Below are 17330 nucleotides of genomic sequence, written 5' to 3'. Positions count from 1 at the left end.
CCCATGAATTACATTTCCGGCGCGGCCTCAACGTCGGCGGCGCAGGCCTGCGCCAGCTCGAGCAGGCGCCGCCGCTCCGGGGCAGAGTAATCCGCCGCAGCTATTGCAGTACGCATGCGGTCCAGGTGGTCCCTTACAACGTCCCGGTACTGGCCACAGGCGTCGCAGAAGGCCACCTCACGCAGAAGGTCCAGGAGGCGGCGCGCCACATCCGGGTCCCCGGCGCCGTAATTCCTTGCCTGGTTAACCGCCAGGTCCATCAGTGCGGGCAGCCCGGGGAATGAAAGCACCACCCGCACACGCCCGTCATCGTCGCTGAGCAGCTCCGGGCCGGGGTTTCTCTCAACCAGTCTGCACAGCAGCGACGAGAGGTGCCCCAGGACGTGCACTGCCGTCGTCGGGTCGTTGATGCCTGGTGACAAGGCACGCGCCGCAACATCCACCAGTTGCCGGAACCCGAATCCCACGTCCTGGACGCTGGTGCGTTCGAAACCAGTGGACACTGCCGCGTTGACGTCGCGGCACAGCTCTTCCCGCGCCTCCGGCCCAAGGCCGGCCCCTGTTTCCAGCGGCCAGGCGGTGGCGAACGGAACCCCCTCCACCAGGGAGCTGCCTGGTTCCCTGTCGATCCGGACCGTGGCCCGGGAGTTCACAGCCGCCGCCAGGAGTGCGTCCTTGTCCAGTGAGGTGAGGAACCCTGAGGATGTTGCCGTGATGGGGAACCCGCCCGGCAGGGGTACGGGCGGGGTGCCTGGCAACGGCCGGTCCTTCGGGAACACGCGGTCGATGGTATCCCGGGTTTCGCCGTCCACCCGGCGCATCATGGTCTCCACCCGGATTTCCCGGGTGAGGTGGGCCAGGAACAGTACCAGGCCCACCACGCTGGCTATGGCGAGGGCGAACGCGACGGTCACGGATATTTCGGGGACAAAGGCCGTGTTTCCGCTGGTCTCGCCGCGGACGCTGCGAAGCACGGTCAGGGCGAAGGCAAACGCTGCCAGGAACAGCGCCAGCGTGCCGTGGACAAAGCGGTCGGCGGTGAACGTCCGCAGCAGGCGGGGCGAAAACTGGCTGCTGGCCAGCTGCAGCGTAACCACCGTCAGCGAGAAGGTCAGGGAGGTCACCGTGATGAGGGATCCTGCGATTGCCTGCAGGACCGCCCTGGCCGCTTCCGCGCCCCCGCTGAACAGGAGGACGCCGACGGTGTCCGGCAATTGCCCGTCGATGCCCGAATCCAGCGCCGGCAACGCGACACCCAGCGCCACGGCGCCTGCAACCGCCACCACCGGCAGCGGCCACAGCTGGGTCCGCAGCGCGTCCAGCCAATGGGCGGCGCGCCCGTTCAGCAACGCTCCGTCTCCCTTGGGAATGCTTCAGCCATGGAACCCCCTGTCTCCCCCGGCGCCGGTCTGCCCACGGGTGGCGGTACTGTTCAGCTGCCGCTGGCCGGTCCAGGGATACCCACCCTACTGTCTGCAGCTCGGTGGCGTCATGCAGCGAAGCGCCGCGCAATCAAGGCAGGGTTGGGCTGGCGCCACCCAACAGCCCAGGGACTCTGGGTATCTAAGTGAGGGGACCTGCAGCCAGCGCTACTTTTGCTCCGGAATCCAGGAGGGCGCATCAACCCCGGTACCGGTGAGGTTGTCGCAGCGGACCAGCTGGGTGCCGATGCGCTCCAGGGGGCAGTCGACGTAGGTATTGAGGACATCGTCCTCACCGTAAGTTGTGGCAGGGGCAGGCCCTGCGGAGAGGAACAGAGCTGGAAAAACGGCAGCAATGACCGGAACAGTTCGCTTGTACACCGCGTACCTCCGTGGATACGGCAAGAAAGATGGAAAGGCGGCCCGGCCCAGGACAAGGGCGGGCGCAACAGGGTCCCCAACCGATTCCCCACTTTATGCGAGTCCTGCCAGCACGGGACTCCCCGGCACGAGCCACCGTACCCGGGCCGCGAAACCCGCCATAAGGGTAACCGCTACCTCTTATGCGCCTCCGCCTACCCAATCAGATCCCCCGGGTCCGCCAAACAACCCGGGTATGCCCCCATCGAGCCTGCGCATCAGTTTAAAGCTGCCGCCAGGGGATTAGCCCCGGGCGCCTCAAAACCACAGCAGCGACGGCTGGCTTGGTTGCCCAAGGCCGTCTTCCCGGCGAGCCATCGCTGGATCATGGCCCCTCGGCCCCATTTGGGCAGCCGCGAAGGGGCCGATGTCGGCAGTTGCAGCCTCGTCCGCGTCCAATTCATTGAGAGCCATGTGGAGCACCTGCTGCTGGAGGCCGGAAAGGGCCAGCTCCCCACGCAAGTGGGCGGCGACTGCATGTTCGCTGGCTTCACCGCCCAGGCTGTAGTACCGCAGCCACAGTTCCCAAAGGGTGACGCCGGCGTGATGGAAGCGGTTGTTCAGTCGCTGGATTTCTTGTTGTTGGACGCTTTCACAGTCCATCTGTTTCCGGCCTTCCACAACACGGCTTGAAGATCGTCGGGCGCCGTCCTCTTGGTCTTGGCATGACCGGCGGACGGTGAGCATGTGCATCAGCAATGCCTTCTCAGGCTGGCCCGGGTTATTCGCCACATGGCGCCTGAGCGATTCACGGACATCGGCCCCACCAGGACCTGCGTCGTTCAGAATCTCGTCAATAATCTCCATTGCCTGAAGCTGAATCGGCAGGGATGAAGCGGCCCCGCAGCCCATACTGGGCAACTCCTGGTCTCCATGCATAGGTCCCACCCTCGTCTTCCAACGCGGCAACGATCCCCCAAGAGCTGCGGTCAGGGCCTACTGCCCTGCCATTGATAACAAACTAAGGGTACTTAGCATAACGACGGGATAACAAGGGGAAGTCATGAAATTCCCCAAAAACCAGAATCCGGAGCCCCTGCACCCAGAGCCATTACGCCTTCCCCTCACGTCCGCTGGCATCCGTGCTGATGGGCCCGTTGATTACGTGCCGCACCATGCGTACCGTGAAACAACAATCCGTGCGTGGAGGCGGCAATGGACGGCAATTCCAAAGGCAGAAGCGATTACGAATTCCGGACCGTCTGGCGGGTGGCCGGGAGCCCGCACGAGGTGATGGACGTTTTGGGCGATGCGGGTTCACTGGCCCGCTGGTGGCCGTCGGTGTATCTGTCAGTTTTGCCTTTGGAGTCTGGCGGCCCTGACGGCGTGGGAAAGGGGTTCTTCCTTCACACCAAGGGCTGGCTGCCGTACACCCTCAAGTGGAAGCTCACCGTCACCGAGCCCATCACCGAACAAGGGCTTGCCCTCTCCGCGCAGGGCGACCTCAACGGCACCGGCCGCTGGACCTTCAAGCAGGACGGGCCGGAAACTGTTGTCATCTATGACTGGCAGGTCAGTGCGTCAAAACCGCTCCTGCGGCGGCTGGGCTGGTTGCTCAAGCCCGCCTTCGCAGCGAACCACCGCTGGGCGATGGCGCGCGGGCAGGAGGCCCTCGCTTTGGAACTACGACGACGGCGGGCCGGCGCCAATCCCTCCGACATCCCGGAGCCGGCGGGCCCCACCTTCGTCAGCCGGCGGCGGCGGAAGACAGCACACCTCCCCCTTTGACAGCTCGGGTTGTCGGGAAAGCGTGGCGGGCTGGGTCCCCCAAGCCTGGCTGCGGCCCATACATGGACGGGAGTACATTGTGGGCATGGGACTGAATCCGGAACTCAATCGCGATCTGCTCACCGATCGGCTCCTTGATGTTGCGGAGTTCAGCCACGCGCACTGGTTCTTTGGAAACCTGTATGAGCTGCTGGTCAAAGTGCCGCATCGCGTCGCGGCCTCCGAGGCAAGCAAAGAGCTCCCCCGAACCCCCTTCGGGGCGGGCAGCCCTGGGCGCTATTACGCACCGCTCGCTCCGATCAATGCCCCGGCCGCCGTCGGCGCCCTTGCTGCGGGATGGCACGATCCGCTCACCAGGACCTCGCTGATGGCAGCCGCCGCCGGTTCCGTCACAGGTGCCGCCGCCACCGTTTACGTCCTCCGGTCACTCAACCCCAAGCTGTTCTTCAGCCCCGAACCGCTGGCCGAGGACCTACGGGAGCCGTTGCTAAAGCGTTGGTATCAGGTCCACGCCGTACGGTCGGCAGCCAGCGCGGTTGCGCTGGCTGCCATTCACCGTGCCCGGACCATCCGGCTCAGAAGCCGATGACAACTCCAACCCCGGCTCATCGCCGGCGGCGTAAGGCCTGATCATGATCCAGGCTGCGGCCGTGTCCGCACTGACGTCCTACCACTGGCTGGGGATTCCGATCGCCGCCGTTGGAGCGGTCCTGCTCGCCCTGGGAACGCTGTTCCAGCACCGGGCCGTGGGAGACCAGCCGGCCGCAGAAGGGCGGGCGGCGGGCAGCATGGGCGGCGGACGCCTGCATGCCCTGATGCGGAAGCCAGTGTGGCTGGCCGGAACGGCGATGCTGGGCGCCGCGATCCTCCTTCAGCTCACCAGCCTGCGGTTCTCGCCCCTGATCGTGGTGCAGCCCATCGGGGCCATCGCCTTGGTGGTCACCACGCTGGCCACCGCGCGGATGACCCGCAAGTCCCCGGGCCGCCGTGCCCTCACCGCCGTCGCGTTATGCGTGGGCGGCGTAGGCGTTTTCGTTGCCGTGGCGGCGCTGTCCGCGGAGGACGTGGAGATCAGCGACCGGCATCTGGTCACCATCCTGATCGTGCTCGCCGTCGTCCTGGCCTGCGTCGCCGTGGCCTATCTCTTGTGGCGCCACCGCTCGCACGCGGTGGTCTTCACGGCCGGAGCGGGGATCCTGTTCGGGTTCGTCGCAGCCCTGGCCAAGACGGTCATCGCCCGGCTGTTTCAGGGTGATTTCGAGTGGCTTTCCCTGACGTGCCTGGCGGGGCTGCTCATTGCCGCCCTGGGCGGCAGCTTCCTGGTCCAGAATGCCCACACCCGGGGCTCCCCGGAACTCGTGGTGGCCGGCCTGACAGTCATCGATCCTCTCGTCGCCGTCGCCATCGGCATCACCATCCTCGGCGAAGCCGACGCAGCTCCCCCGCTGGCGATCGTCCTGTTCCTCCTGTCAGGAGCCACCGCCGTGGCCGGAGTCATCCTGCTTGCCACGGTCAAGAAACCGGTCACAACTGGGTAGCTCTACAGCGCCTGGCCGGCTTTCCCATCACCGGCGGAGCCGGCGAAAAGCCGGATACGGACTATCCGAACCACCACTCCGGTCAGGACCAGGCCGACGCCCAGGGCCATGAGGATCCAGACAGGGACGGAATCGGCTTCGATAGTCCGATAGCACGTGGCCGCCGCCCCAACATTGCCTTGCGCAAAGTCGAGCTGTTCAGCAGCACGGCTGTTCGGGAACAAGGGGCTGCCGCAGAGAGGGCCGGAGGGCTGCAGCCCGATGACGAAACCAAGGATGTACACGTCGAATCCCGCGGCGACAATCCACATCCATGTCCGCTGCTGCCAAAAACCCAGTTTGCCGGCAGGAACAGGCTTCGCCTGGGGATCACGCATCTTCATAGGCCGAGCATAATCGGCACCCGGCGCTTTGCAGAGGCGTGGCAGGTCAGGCTTCGGGTTTGTTGATGGGACGGGCCAGGGAGAGGCTGATGACCTGGCCCGGAGCGAGGTGTCCGGTTGGAAGGTCGGAGAATTCGTACCAGACGCGACCCGTGCCAGTGGACGGGCGGTTTGCCGCTTCCAGATCCGCCAAGTCCGGCATCCCGAAGCGGAAGGATATCTGGCGCTCGGTGTCACCAGGAGCGGTGGTGTAGGTGAGGGGGATTCCTTCGGGGTCTGCGGTGTACGTGCCTTGGGCGCCCTCAATCTTCACATCCCCGGCGATCAGCCGAAGCTTGCTGCCGGCACCAAGTTGGTTTTCAACGAGTCCAGGGTTGTAGGCCAGGAGCTGGGCCGTGGTGACACGGAATTTGTATCCGATGCCGTCGAAGGAGTCGCCTTCAACCGTGGTGTAGAAAACCGTTTGGCCAAATGAGTTGTTGACGGCTGTTCCGGTGCCGGACCTGCTGTCCACGGGGTTCTTCTGAAGTTGAATCGTGTGTCCGGCTTGGATGAAGTAGACGTTGCCCTTTTCGTATGTGAAGGGGACTTTGTTTGCCTCTGCCAACTGCTCTTCTGTGATGTTGAATCGGTAGGTGATACCGCTGAGAGTGTCCTCAGGTTCGAGTACGACACTTGTGGGGATCCCGTTTGCGTCCGTTGTGGCGGCCCCCTTGGCGCCCGTCGTCGGCCCGGCCGGTATCAACCGGAGCTTTGTGCCCGGGGTCAAAGACGCCCCTGGCTGGATTCCGTTGAATTCGGCGACCTTCGCTTCGGAAAGTTTGTAGGTGACAGCTACGTTCGCCAGAGTGTCGCCTGGGACTGTCGTGTAGAAGTCCACATTCCCAAAAGAGTCGGCCTGGGTCTCCCCGCCCAAAACCGGCTTTGACTTAGCCGTGCTAGCCGGCGACGCGGGCGCGGCAGTCGATACCACTGCCGAAGAAGGCTCGGAGTAGCTGCATGAGGTGAGTCCCATCGGCAGGAGTAAGAGACCAGTGGCGAGCGCCCAGGTCGCCGTGAGCCCTTTCCGCATCTTTGAACCACCGACGATTTTCAGCACGAGCATCCCCCCAAAAAAGCCCGGTCAAACCGGGAGTACAGTCCACCAGACCAGATCCGAGCATAGTTGATGGATTTGGAGTGGTGCCTGCTGAGGACGGCTCTCAGCATTTCCCCAGCCTGCGCTCCTAAAGTGAAACTGCGTGCGCCGGCCCATGCCCCGGCGCGAACGCATGCGCAAATGTGGAAGGACACACCGTGGTGAAACCATCTATCCCGTCAATGAAAGCCCGCATCGGCGTCGGAGCGGCAGCCCTCCTGGCCGCCGGTGCCATGGCCGCCGCGGGCGTCGGCGCCGCGTCCGCATCACCCAGCCCAACACCCTCCTCGGCAGCTTCCCCCGCTGCAAGCAGCGAGACCAAGGCGGTAAAGGGTGCCGGCGGTCTTGAGGCCTTCCTGCGCCTGAACGCGGACAGCCCGCAGGCCGCCGGAGACCACGCGGCGAAGGCGGCCGCGGCGCTGGTCAACCACCCGAAGCTGTTCGCCAAGCTCCCCGCGGCCCTCCAGGCGGATGTGACCACGCTCAAGGACGCCGCCCCGGCAGACCGGGTGAAGGACGCCTACAAGATCAAGACCACCGCCCTCTCCGGCGGCTACGGCCCCGAGATCCAGAAGCGTGCCGAAGCGCTGGAGAAGACCGCCACTGGCCTGGCCGGCCTGCGCCAGGAGCTGCGCACTGCATTCAGCTCGGACAATCCTGGCGCGGGGCTGCAAAAGGTGGCGGACCAGCTCATCAGCCACCCCAAGCTGTTCGCCAAGCTCCCCGCAAACCTCCAGGCGGACCTGACGGCCCTCAAGAACGCCGCCCCGGCGGACCTGGACGCCCAGGCGAAAATGATCAAGGACACCGCGCTGAACGGCGGCTACGGCGCCAAGGTGCAGAAGATGGCAGAGGCCTTGCAGAAGAAGGCGGCCACGCCCAACACGTAAAAGAAGCACCTGGCGTCAGGACGTTTACGACGGCGGCGCGGACGGTTGCAGGATGGCCAGCGTGAGCGGTTGGCAGGTTTCCCTGGTGCACCCCATTGTCAGGGACGTGAGCGCATCATATTCCCATGAGAAGGATCATCTGGTGCCTGGCGGCGGTCATCATCACCACACTCGCCTTTGGGAGCATCTACGTCACCCTCCAGCAGATTGGCCGCCAGTCGGCCAACATGGCGCCTGCCGCCGCGGCCGCAGCGCGGCTTCAACAAGCGGGATCCGATCCAATGACAGGCCCCCGGCTGGAACTGACACATGACAGTGGCGTCTTCCTCATCGTTTACGGGGACGGCAACAGCCCGCTTTCCTCCACCGTGACCCTGCACGGGACCATTCCCGTGGTACCGGCCGGGGTGCTCAATGCGGCAAGGGCGTCGGGCAGCGACACGGTGACCTGGCAGCCCGATCCCGGCTTGCGGATGGCAATCGTCGCCAAGCAGGCGGCCGGCAAAGTGGTAGTGGCCGGTCAGTCGCTGGCACCCTTTGAGGAAATCGACCGCAGGACCTTGATGTTCCTCGCGGCTGGATGGCTGGGCAGCATGCTGGTCCTCGCAGCGGCGTATAGCGCGGCCACGTTGATGCGGCGGGGCACGCCACCGCCAGCGCGATAGGAGCGGCCGGGCCCGTCAGGACGTTTGCGACGCCGCCGCGGATGGATCGAGGTCGGCGAGCGTGAGAGGGTGGGCGGGTTGGTCCGGGAAGGGGTAGGTGCAGGTCACCGCCAGGTCCGGGCCAACGTGCACCAGCTCCCCCGGCGCCAGCGGCCGCCAGCCGGGGTTCTGGTTCATCGGCTTCGTGGCAAAGAGGACCGAACGGGAACCCGACAGTTCGGTGCTTCGGGAGTGGATTCGGGCACTCCTGGCGTCCAGCGGTGCTGCCGGGGCGGGCTCAGCCGAGGGGTCCCTTTCCAGGATGTACAGCGGGTGGGTTGCCGGGTAGCGGAGCGCCCAGAGGTCCGCCGCCGTGGTCACAATGATGTTCAGGGCCAGGACGGGCAGTTCGCCGGCCGCCCAGCCCACCGCCCGGATGATGCCTTCCGCCACGTCCCCGCCGGCCCTGCGGGTCTCGGCAGTGATGAGGGCAAAGAGGCGTTCGCTGTCGGTCTGGCCCTGCACCAGCCCCGCCACGCCCAGTTCACGAATCCGCTCCTCCAGCCGGCCCAGCCCGTGGAAGGCGCCGTTGTGCGCGAACAGCCGCCCGTCCTGCTCGAACGGGTGGGTGTTCACCATGGTGTGCGCACCGGTGCTGGCGTACCGGACGTGGGCCAGGAAGGTGGTGCTTCTCAGCTCCCGTGCCTCCCGGGCAAAGGCGTGGTCCTCCCACGCGGCGAGCGGCCGTTTGGTGACCCGCGCGCCGCCGTCGGAATCGAAGGTCCCGATCCCCGCACCGTCGGGCTCTTTCCTGCTCTGCTCTGACAGGCTGTCCGGGGCGTCCAGGAGCCAGAAGGTAGCGCGGACGGGCCGGGACCCGGCGTGCAGCCCGAACAACCGGCACACGGAACGCTCCTTCCCTGCAACCTTGAGTGCCAGGCTTTCAGTCCGGCTGACTTCCGCCGCCACGTACCAGCCAAAAATGAAGCTACTGTTCGTGGCGGGAAGTGTCGTTGCTGGCCTGGTAGCTGTCGTAGCAGTCGCGGGAGCAAAACATCGCGGAGGGATTTTGAGGCAGCGGCCGTCCGCAGAAACGGCATCTCGATTTACGTCTGCTTCGGAACACGGCTTTTAACATGGATGCAGGCTATGCGCCCGCTCTGGACATTGGACCAGTAAAGCGATACCTGAATCTGCCGGCCGGGATACTTGCCCCAAGATGCTCCACGGAACCTAACGGTGGGCTTTGGAGGCCTGACGCCGGAAAAGGTATGCCAGCGTGCTCTCCTCACGCCCAAACCTTGACTTTTATTTACGCCCGCATTCCACGGGGCCACAAGTCTGTGGCTGCTGCACTTCAGGCCTGCTGTCCGAACTTGGCGAGACTAAGGGAGCGGGACCTGATCCCCTCAATGTGTTTGTCCATGGCCGCGGTGGCAGTTGCGGGATCACCGGCTTTGATGGCATCAATGATGGCTTGGTGCTCCTGTACCGTATGGTCCCCGCTCATGTCGTTGTGAACCATGAGCCGGAACCGCTGGATACTTCCCTCAATGGCGGAGTAGGCCCTCAAGAGGAACTCGTTGTCCGTGGCCTCCACGATCCGCCGGTGAAAGTTCTCGTCCGCCTTCCAGTAGGCGCGGTAGCCGGCAAACGTGTCACCGCCCCGTCGGGACGCCTCGAGGTCGCGGTGAAACCCTTCCAGGTCCGCCACTAACTCATCCGTTGAATTGCCGGCGGCAATGTTGGTGCAGGCGGGTTCAAGAATCTGCCGGGAAGTCAGCAGCGCGGCAATATCGCTGGCCGTGGGTTCCGGCGCCACCTTGTATCCGCGCAGTGCTTCCCGCCTGACCATTCCGGTTGTTTCCAGGCGTGCCAGCGCTTCCCGCACCGGGGTTGAGGAAACCTTGAAGCGCTTGGCCAGTCCATCGATACTCAGCGGCGATCCGGTGGAGATCTTGTCATCCAGCAACAGGGACAGGATGGCCTCAAACACCTGGTCCACCAACATCGGCCGGCCGGGGATTAGGACTTCTTCTTCAGGCGAAGCGGCGTTCATTTCGGAATCCTATGCGAATCTTCGGGCAGTTGGAGGAGGTGCTGACACCGTCCCCGTCACAAACCGGAGAAAGGGGAAAGCTGTTTGCAGAAAATCGTGCATGATGTACGGTACATGATACCGGACAGCAAAGTGATCTGTAACACAGCTCTCCCATCACCCTCCTCCCCCAGATCCGAAGGCGTGTAGATGATTCAGTTTCGATCGATGTTGGTAACCGTCGCCGCAATTTCCATGGCAAGCGTCCTTCTCTCCGGGTGCTCCAACCCGGAAATGACCAGCTCGGCCCAGTCCGACGCTCCTAAATCCACCGGTTCCGCGGAGGCCGTCAAAGTCGACGACGCCGCCGCGGCTGCCCTCCCCAAAGACGCACGGGACAAGGGAACCCTGACCGTCACCATGAGCCAGAGCTCCCCGCCGCTACACTTCATGGCCGCGGACGGAACAACCATCCAAGGCGTGGACCCTGAGATTGCCATGGCCCTGGGGCAGACGCTCGGCCTGAAAACGGAGGTCAAGAGCGGCCCGTTCGATGGCATCATCCCCGGTATAGCGGCCGGCAAGTTCGACATGGCCGTCTCACAGATGTCCCCGTCAACGGAACGCATGAAAGTGCTTGATTTCGTCGACTACTACCAGTCAGGCAGTGGCATTGGCGTGGCTCCGGGCAACCCGCAGCACCTCACGCTGGACACCCTCTGCGGCAAGCGCGTCGGCGTGCTGAAGGGTTCCTTCCAGGACCTCAAGCGCCTCCCCGCCCTGTCCCAGGCCTGCACGGCGGCCGGCAGCCCGGCGATTGAGGCCATGACCTACCCGGACATGCAGGCCCCCAACCTCGCGCTGACCGCCGGCCGGATTGATGCCGTCTACATTGACGGACCCACCCTGGGTTATGCCATCAAGCAGGGCGGCCAGATCGAGCTGCTGGGCGAGAAGGACGTCTCCCCCGTCAGCATCGGCTTCAAAAAGGGCGCGGGACTGGAGAAGGCCATCCAGCTCGGCATGGAGTCCCTTGCCAAGAGCGGCAAGTACAAGGAAATCCTCGATAAGTGGGGTGTAGGCAGCGGTGCAATCTCTGACTTCGCCTTCAACAAAGCGCAGTAGCCCCATGGCCAACACAGCCACGGAACCTGACGCCAAGGCACCAGCCGGGGACGGGCTGGACCGCCAGCTTCTCCAGGGCCGTCCCCACCAGCGCCACGGAGGGTTGTGGCTAACCGCGGCAATCGTCCTCTTCGCGATCTTCCTGATCAGTTACTCCCTCATCACCAATCCTCGTTTCGAGTGGAACGTGGTCTTCGGCTGGTTCACCTCGGAGCGGCTGTTCACCGGTCTCCTGCGGACACTGGGACTGACGGCCATCTCCATGGCCGTGGGAATCGTCGTCGGCGTCCTGCTGGCGCTGGCCAGGCTCGCGCCTAACGCCGTCGTGGCAGGGACCGCCGCGTTCCTGGTGTGGCTCTTCCGCGGGGTGCCGGTCTTCGTCCAGCTCCTCTTCTGGGGCTTTATCGCCGCCATCTACCCGCGGATTGCGGTGGGCGTGCCGTTCGGTCCTGAGTTCTTCTCCGTGGATGCCAACGTGCTCATCACCCCGTTCATGGCGGCGATCCTCGGGCTGGGCCTGAATGAAGGCGCCTACATGTCCGAGATCGTCCGCGCCGGGCTCCTCAGCGTCAACCGGGGGCAGACGGAAGCGGCCACAGCCCTCGGCATGCGGCGCTTCGCCATCCTGTCCCGGGTTGTGCTGCCCCAGGCCATGAAGATCATCATCCCGCCAACGGGCAACCAGACCATCTCCATGCTGAAGACCACCTCCCTGGTGAGCGTCCTGGCCTTCCCCGAGCTGCTGTACTCCGCGCAGCTGGTCTACAGCGCCAACTTCAAAACCATTCCGCTGCTCATCGCCGCCAGTATGTGGTACCTGCTGGTCACCAGCATTTTGAGCCTGGGGCAGTACTTCATTGAGCGGCACTTCAACCGGGGCGGCATCACCCCGGGACGCAGCACCCGGCGCACACGCAAAGCCAAAGCAGAGAACTCCCGCACCGCACCCCAGGAGGTCCAGCCATGACCGAGGTAATGATCGAGGCCCAGGGCGTCACCAAGAGTTTCGGGGACCTCGAAGTCCTCAATGGCATCGACCTCACCATCCCCAAGGGCAGCGTCACCTGCATCATCGGGCCGTCCGGCTCCGGCAAGTCCACGTTCCTCCGCTGCATCAACCAGCTGGAAACGCTCGACGGCGGGTACATCCTTGTGGAGGGACAGCCGGTTGGGGTGAAGGTCAGGAAAGGCCGGCTGCACGCGCAGAACAACGCGGAGGCGGCGAAGATGCGCGAGAACATCGGCATGGTGTTCCAGAGCTTCAACCTCTTCCCGCACATGACGGTGCTGGAGAACATCTGCGAGGCACCCGTCAGGGTGAAGAAGGAGAGCCGGAAGGCCGTCCAGGACCGGGCAAAGATCCTCCTGGAGCGGGTGGGACTCTCCGAGAAGGTCCACGCCTACCCTGCGTCGCTGTCCGGCGGCCAGCAGCAGCGCGTGGCCATCGCCAGGGCACTGGCCATGGAGCCGCGGCTGATGCTGTTCGATGAGCCCACATCGGCCCTGGACCCGGAGCTTGTGGGCGAGGTGCTAGACGTGATGCGCAAGCTCGCGGACGGCGGGATGACCATGATCGTGGTCACCCACGAGATCGGCTTCGCCCGGGAAGTTGGCGACCACCTGATCTTCATGGACGGCGGCGGCATCGTGGAGCAGGGCGACCCCCGGACGGTCCTGAGCGACCCCCAGCATGTGCGCACCAAGCAATTCCTGGCGAAAGTAATTTAGACCTTCACATTGGAGCAGGACTCTTGAGAAACAAATGGATTGTCAGCGTTGAGGACTACCGCAAAGCCTCCCGCAAGCAGCTTCCGAAAATGATTTCGGACTATTTGGAGGGCGGTGCGCTGGACGAGACCACCATGCGCGCGAATGAAGACCGTTTCGATGCCTTGATGCTTCGCCAGCGGTCCATGGTGGACCTGCGGGGCATGAATACGTCCACCACCGTGCTGGGCCATTCCCTGGCGATGCCGCTGATGGTGGCACCGATGGGAATGCTCACCATCTTCCACCCGGGCTCGGATCCTGCCGTTGCCAGGGCCGCGGTCAGGGCAGGATCGATCTTCATCCACAGTGCCTGGGCCGGCTGCTCGCTGGAAGAGGTGGCGAAGGTGGCGCCCAACAATCTGTGGGCGCAGATCGCCTTCTGGAAGGATCCGGCGGAAACCGCCAGCTACATCAACCGGGCACGGGCTGTGGGAGTTGAGACGCTGGTGGTGGCAGGCGACGTCGGGTCGTCCAGCAAGCGGGAACGGGACCTGCACCATGGCCTGTCCATGCCGCCGCGCCCGCCGGTTGCCGACTACTTCAATGCCGCCACCCGCCCGGCCTGGCTGTGGCGCTGGCTCACCGGCCGGAAGATGACGTACGGGAACTACCAGATCAACGGCCGCCCGCTGCGCATGGACGAGATGAACAACTGGATGGCGTCCAACAAGAACCCGGGCGCCAACTGGGAGGACTTCGCCAGGCTCCGCTCGGAGTGGAAGGGGAACCTGGTGATCAAGGGCATCATGGACGCCGAGGACGCAGCCCGGGCAGTGGATGAGGGGGCGGACGGCATTTTCGTCTCCAACCACGGCGGCCGGCAGTTCGACTCCCAGCCCGCCACCATCGATGTGCTGCCGTCCATTGTTGAGGCAGTTGGCGGCCGCGCGGAGGTTTATCTCGACGGCGGCGTGCGGCGTGGCCACGACATCGTCAAGGCAGTGGCGCTGGGGGCCAAGGCTGCACTGGCCGGACGTCCGTTCGCGTACGCCCTGGCCACCGGAGGTGAGCCCGCCGTGGACCGGGTGTTCGGAATCCTTCAGGAGGAGCTGAAGGGGGCCATGGGATTCGTGGGGAAGTCCTCCGTCGCGGACCTGGACAACACCATTTTCGCTGCCACGAGCCCCGCTGCCCTTCCGGAAAGCCTGCTCGTCTAAAAGCCGCACTACAAACTGCCCGCCTATCACCCAGATAGGCGGGCAATTCGGCGTCTCCGACCTTTTTGCCGGACATCGGCAGCATGAGCAGCGGACGCCTTCTTGCCCTGATGCGGAGACCCGTGTGACTGGCCAGGACGGCGATGCTGGGCGCTGCGATCCTTCTCCAGCTCACCAGCCTGCGGTTTTCACCCTGATCGTGGTGCAGCCCATTGGGCACCCCGGCGTCGGCGCAAACGTCATGGGCCGAGGCTGACTTCGCTGGGGCTGTGGCCTACGAGGCAGCATCCGGCGCTGCCATCCGCACCTACGGGGATGCTGTCAAGGAAGGTCTGCGGCGCAGCGCCGATCCTTAAGCGCGTGCAGACGGATATTGCAACCCCCGAACCATACGGTTGCCAGCTCTACGACATCGGCCACCGTGGCGGGGATGACTGTCACCTTCACATCCAACAGCGCCGCAGCCATCCACCAGATCACCGTCCGTTTTGACATCAAAGCGGACGGTGGCGCGGCGACGATGCTCGGAAAAGTTTTGACGGGACCGCGAACGCCCCTTCGCTGAATTTCTCCGAGCCGTCCCTGGTCCGTCCCGGGGGGCGACGAAGGAATGGACGGTCACGGGGTTGCAGCCAGGAACTCAACCCGCAGAGTTTCAGACGGCTGCGCCGCGACTCGAACGACAGGGTTCACGATCTATGCATCATCGACTATTGAGGTGGTATCCCCGCCGGCCATTTAGCAATGGCAAGGGGCGGGCTTCCAGTTCCTCCCTGGTGCTGGAAGCACTCCCGCCCTCTGCCCGGACGCCGAGCCCGGCAACCATGAAGATCAAGTAGGTCACCGGCAGTGCCTCAATAGCAGACCCGGTGAGGCCAAGGCCGAACATGCCCAACACGGACACGACAGCCAACGAACCTGGCGGCGTGCGGGTATCCAGCGCGTGCCACAGAACCATAATGAGCAGCAGCCACAGGCTCATCCCGATAGCACCGCCCTCAACGAGGATCTTCAGGAGCAGGTTGTGCGGGGTGACGTGTTCGTGAGCGCCGAATGCCGGGCCAAGCGTGTCACCAGCAGACCCAGCACCCTTGCCAACCAGCTGGGACTCGCCAAACATTTTGAAGCCCAGAGCGTACTCGGGTAGCCGGTTCAAGAACCTGCCATCGGTGGCGAAGTTACCAATGGACTCAATAACTGTGAGCACTTTCCCGCCGCCGAAGGCTTCCACGAACATCAGCGCTACAAGAGCCAGCCCGGACACTATACCGAGCCGTTTCATGAATGACACGAACGATGACGCGAGGATCACCAGCGCCGCAACCACCAAGGCCACGGCTATGTAGGCGGTCCGGACCAGAGTCAGGTACATCCCCAGCGCGCCCACGACGAGTACCACCTTGGGCAAGACGCGGGACGAACGCCAGCGGACAATCGCCCAGCCGATCAGGAACACCCCGGCAATGGCGGCGTGGAACGGGCCGGCAAACAGGCCCTGCATCCGGACCTCGCCGCCGTAGAGCCCCGTGTACATGTCAGCGTCGTTCTTGGGAAAGAGTTTGTTGATGGCCGGTATCCAGAGGTGGCCAACGATGGACAACCCGAGGACGGAAGTGACGAGGTTGATCACAAGACGCTCCACCGGCACGCGCAGGCGCTCACGGATAGCACACCCAAACACAACACCGGCAACAGCCAGTGCGGTCTTGCGGAAGCCCAGCAGGCCGGTGGAAATGTCAGGTACGTTCGGGTGGAACATCAGCAAAGCCCAGAAACCGATGAACAGACCGGCCGTTAGGACTACGCCGTTGCCCCGGCGCTCAGCAGCAGGCGTGCAAAGCCACTCAAGGAACGCCCCGACAAGGGCAACGATTTGTAAGGGCAGGCCGACGCTCTGCGGCAGCACTGACGAGAACGCAAACGCGCTCAGGAACACAACATACCGGCGGGGAATCGCCCCCTCCTTGCGCGGCCACACCAGCCACATCAAGCCAAGAATCGCGGCAAGGAGACCGGCCCCGAGCATCGGCGTACCACTAGACGCCAGAACCGCCACAACAACCAGCCCCGCCGTCACCGCAGCGGCAACGGCCGCAATCCCCCACTTGTGCATCAGTCAAGGCTATCTGACGGCACGACCTCTACGAGGTGCCGCATACGCATCACTACACGATTGGTCCAGTAGACCTAAACAACGAACCCACTAGTCCTGCAGCGACAACCGCCCAGGGATTACGACTATCAAGCCCATCGCATCCATAAATAACGCAACCACCTCAGCGGCAGGCGTCGACCATCACCGGTGTTCAGTCCACTGTGACGCCATCCGAGGTTCAGGGCCGGTTGGTGTTCGTGCGGCTCCGGTCGAGGATGTCGGTAACGGCGGGCACGGGTTCGCTTGCCGTTAGTGAAGTCCAGCAGGGCCGGTCGTTCCCCGTATTCGGGACCATCTCAACAGCGAACACGTCAACGCAGCTACAGGCCGGACCGTGGATGCCGTGGAAGTTTAGGCCGCCCATGTTCGGTGACTCGTTCCTCCGCATCTTCGGTTCATGCACGGCAGGCGGAACACTCACCCTGTCTCCTTGCACGCTGGAATAGGCGTTCTGGAAGGGCGTGGCACCCCTGCGAACTAACCGCGACTAGTCGCGGTTAATAAGACACGGCTGTCTAGGATCACAAAGCCCCTGCCTTCCATCATTTCCCGGAACGCAGGGGCGATCACCGTCTGATAGGCGGGGGACATGTGCATTCGGTCATGCTTCATGGGAACCTTGCCAGCAAAGCTGGGACAGCTCCTCTGATAACCGAACCACTGATGGCAATGCCAGCCCCCTGGCGCGCTGCGCCGGGGCGCCCCATTTTGCCAACGAGGCCGAACACCAGGAGCATCGCTCACGGCCACACGAAGTAGAACTGTTCCTCAACCGCAAGTGACCAGTAGTGCTGTAGACCGGACCGTCAGCCTGAAAATAGTCGGTGCCCAGTGTTGCGAAGCGCCAGTTGCCGGCGAATACTGCAGCAGCTAAGGCGTCCCACGCTGTGGCTACGAATCGCGCCCACCCGAAGACGAGGAAT

Annotated in this window: 17 protein-coding genes; 9 read left to right on the top strand and 8 right to left on the bottom strand. The window is 64.1% G+C overall.

The features are described 5' to 3' along the window. Nucleotides 1–8 precede the first annotated feature (8 nt). From ASG86_RS01585 to ASG86_RS20705, 3 genes are all read right to left on the bottom strand, one after another. Nucleotides 9–1349 (bottom strand): DUF2254 domain-containing protein, encoded by a 1341-nt coding sequence (locus ASG86_RS01585; RefSeq protein ID WP_235565051.1) that lies wholly within the window; start codon nt 1347–1349, stop codon nt 9–11. A gap of 240 nt (nt 1350–1589) precedes the next feature. Then, on the bottom strand, nt 1590–1802 hold the full coding sequence (locus tag ASG86_RS01580; RefSeq protein ID WP_056329221.1) for a hypothetical protein: 213 nt from the start codon (nt 1800–1802) through the stop codon (nt 1590–1592). 297 nt (nt 1803–2099) lie between these two features. Beyond that, nucleotides 2100–2648 carry a hypothetical protein gene (locus tag ASG86_RS20705; protein WP_200946090.1) on the bottom strand — a complete coding sequence of 183 codons (549 nt, stop codon included), beginning with the start codon at nt 2646–2648 and terminating at the stop codon, nt 2100–2102. 348 nt (nt 2649–2996) lie between these two features. Here ASG86_RS20705 and ASG86_RS01570 point away from each other — a divergent pair, with 348 nt between their 5' ends. From ASG86_RS01570 to ASG86_RS01560, 3 genes are all read left to right on the top strand, one after another. Then, nucleotides 2997–3569, top strand: coding sequence for an SRPBCC family protein (locus ASG86_RS01570; RefSeq protein ID WP_056329219.1), 573 nt, complete (start codon nt 2997–2999; stop codon nt 3567–3569). 85 nt (nt 3570–3654) lie between these two features. Then, the gene (locus tag ASG86_RS01565; protein ID WP_156386089.1) at nt 3655–4158 is read left to right on the top strand and encodes a DUF1772 domain-containing protein; all 504 of its coding nucleotides are present in this window, start codon (nt 3655–3657) and stop codon (nt 4156–4158) included. A 43-nt stretch (nt 4159–4201) separates the two neighbouring features. Continuing rightward, on the top strand, nt 4202–5107 hold the full coding sequence (locus ASG86_RS01560; protein ID WP_056329214.1) for a DMT family transporter: 906 nt from the start codon (nt 4202–4204) through the stop codon (nt 5105–5107). 2 nt (nt 5108–5109) lie between these two features. Here the strand turns inward: ASG86_RS01560 and ASG86_RS01555 are convergent, their stop codons facing one another. Together ASG86_RS01555 and ASG86_RS21170 are read right to left on the bottom strand one after the other, a co-directional pair. Continuing rightward, a complete protein-coding gene (locus ASG86_RS01555; protein WP_056329211.1) occupies nt 5110–5490 on the bottom strand; it encodes a hypothetical protein in 381 nt (126 codons plus the stop codon). Between the two features lie 46 nt (nt 5491–5536). Continuing rightward, entirely contained in the window at nt 5537–6097 is a 561-nt protein-coding gene (locus tag ASG86_RS21170; RefSeq protein ID WP_442854281.1) for a LysM peptidoglycan-binding domain-containing protein, read from the bottom strand. 689 nt (nt 6098–6786) lie between these two features. Here ASG86_RS21170 and ASG86_RS01545 point away from each other — a divergent pair. Both ASG86_RS01545 and ASG86_RS01540 read left to right on the top strand, forming a co-directional pair. Next, nucleotides 6787–7518, top strand: coding sequence for a hypothetical protein (locus ASG86_RS01545; RefSeq protein ID WP_156386088.1), 732 nt, complete (start codon nt 6787–6789; stop codon nt 7516–7518). A 125-nt stretch (nt 7519–7643) separates the two neighbouring features. Then, on the top strand, nt 7644–8183 hold the full coding sequence (locus ASG86_RS01540) for a hypothetical protein (protein ID WP_056329202.1): 540 nt from the start codon (nt 7644–7646) through the stop codon (nt 8181–8183). 15 nt (nt 8184–8198) lie between these two features. Here the strand turns inward: ASG86_RS01540 and ASG86_RS01535 are convergent, their stop codons facing one another. Continuing rightward, nucleotides 8199–9068 carry a class II glutamine amidotransferase gene (locus ASG86_RS01535; protein WP_056329695.1) on the bottom strand — a complete coding sequence of 290 codons (870 nt, stop codon included), beginning with the start codon at nt 9066–9068 and terminating at the stop codon, nt 8199–8201. Nucleotides 9069–9519: 451 nt separating this feature from the next. Continuing rightward, a complete protein-coding gene (locus ASG86_RS01530) occupies nt 9520–10221 on the bottom strand; it encodes a GntR family transcriptional regulator (RefSeq protein WP_056329200.1) in 702 nt (233 codons plus the stop codon). Nucleotides 10222–10455: 234 nt separating this feature from the next. On the opposite strand from ASG86_RS01530, the gene ASG86_RS01525 reads away from it, so the two are divergent. Genes ASG86_RS01525 through ASG86_RS01510 form a run of 4 tightly spaced genes read left to right on the top strand, consistent with a single transcriptional unit; the run spans nt 10456 to nt 14252 of the window. Next, entirely contained in the window at nt 10456–11325 is an 870-nt protein-coding gene (locus ASG86_RS01525) for an ABC transporter substrate-binding protein (protein WP_162253487.1), read from the top strand. 4 nt (nt 11326–11329) lie between these two features. After that, a complete protein-coding gene (locus ASG86_RS01520; protein ID WP_056329194.1) occupies nt 11330–12292 on the top strand; it encodes an amino acid ABC transporter permease in 963 nt (320 codons plus the stop codon). Beyond that, the gene (locus ASG86_RS01515; protein ID WP_056329192.1) at nt 12289–13053 is read left to right on the top strand and encodes an amino acid ABC transporter ATP-binding protein; all 765 of its coding nucleotides are present in this window, start codon (nt 12289–12291) and stop codon (nt 13051–13053) included. Before ASG86_RS01520 ends, ASG86_RS01515 begins: the two co-directional genes overlap by 4 nt. 23 nt (nt 13054–13076) lie before the next feature. Continuing rightward, entirely contained in the window at nt 13077–14252 is a 1176-nt protein-coding gene (locus ASG86_RS01510) for an alpha-hydroxy acid oxidase (protein WP_056329189.1), read from the top strand. A gap of 703 nt (nt 14253–14955) precedes the next feature. On the opposite strand, the gene ASG86_RS01505 is transcribed toward ASG86_RS01510, so the two are convergent. Further along, a complete protein-coding gene (locus ASG86_RS01505; RefSeq protein WP_235565049.1) occupies nt 14956–16308 on the bottom strand; it encodes an O-antigen ligase family protein in 1353 nt (450 codons plus the stop codon). Between the last annotated feature and the right edge of the window lie 1022 nt (nt 16309–17330).

Origin of the sequence: Arthrobacter sp. Soil764 (assembly GCF_001428075.1) — a bacterium.
In the GTDB taxonomy this organism is placed as follows: Bacteria; Actinomycetota; Actinomycetes; order Actinomycetales; family Micrococcaceae; genus Arthrobacter.
Note: the sequence above shows the minus strand (reverse complement) of the source record. Positions and strands in the feature narration are given on the sequence as shown.

Bases quoted from the DNA above. Each gene is read 5' to 3' on its own strand.
- ASG86_RS01530 (WP_056329200.1), bottom strand. From the start codon at position 10,221: ATGAACGCCGCTTCGCCTGAAGAAGAAGTCCTAATCCCCGGCCGGCCG.
- ASG86_RS01555 (WP_056329211.1), bottom strand. From the start codon at position 5,490: ATGAAGATGCGTGATCCCCAGGCGAAGCCTGTTCCTGCCGGCAAACTG.
- ASG86_RS01560 (WP_056329214.1), top strand. From the start codon at position 4,202: ATGATCCAGGCTGCGGCCGTGTCCGCACTGACGTCCTACCACTGGCTG.
- ASG86_RS01565 (WP_156386089.1), top strand. From the start codon at position 3,655: ATGGGACTGAATCCGGAACTCAATCGCGATCTGCTCACCGATCGGCTC.
- ASG86_RS01525 (WP_162253487.1), top strand. From the start codon at position 10,456: ATGGCAAGCGTCCTTCTCTCCGGGTGCTCCAACCCGGAAATGACCAGC.
- ASG86_RS01515 (WP_056329192.1), top strand. From the start codon at position 12,289: ATGACCGAGGTAATGATCGAGGCCCAGGGCGTCACCAAGAGTTTCGGG.
- ASG86_RS20705 (WP_200946090.1), bottom strand. From the start codon at position 2,648: ATGGAGATTATTGACGAGATTCTGAACGACGCAGGTCCTGGTGGGGCC.
- ASG86_RS01540 (WP_056329202.1), top strand. From the start codon at position 7,644: ATGAGAAGGATCATCTGGTGCCTGGCGGCGGTCATCATCACCACACTC.
- ASG86_RS01570 (WP_056329219.1), top strand. From the start codon at position 2,997: ATGGACGGCAATTCCAAAGGCAGAAGCGATTACGAATTCCGGACCGTC.
- ASG86_RS01520 (WP_056329194.1), top strand. From the start codon at position 11,330: ATGGCCAACACAGCCACGGAACCTGACGCCAAGGCACCAGCCGGGGAC.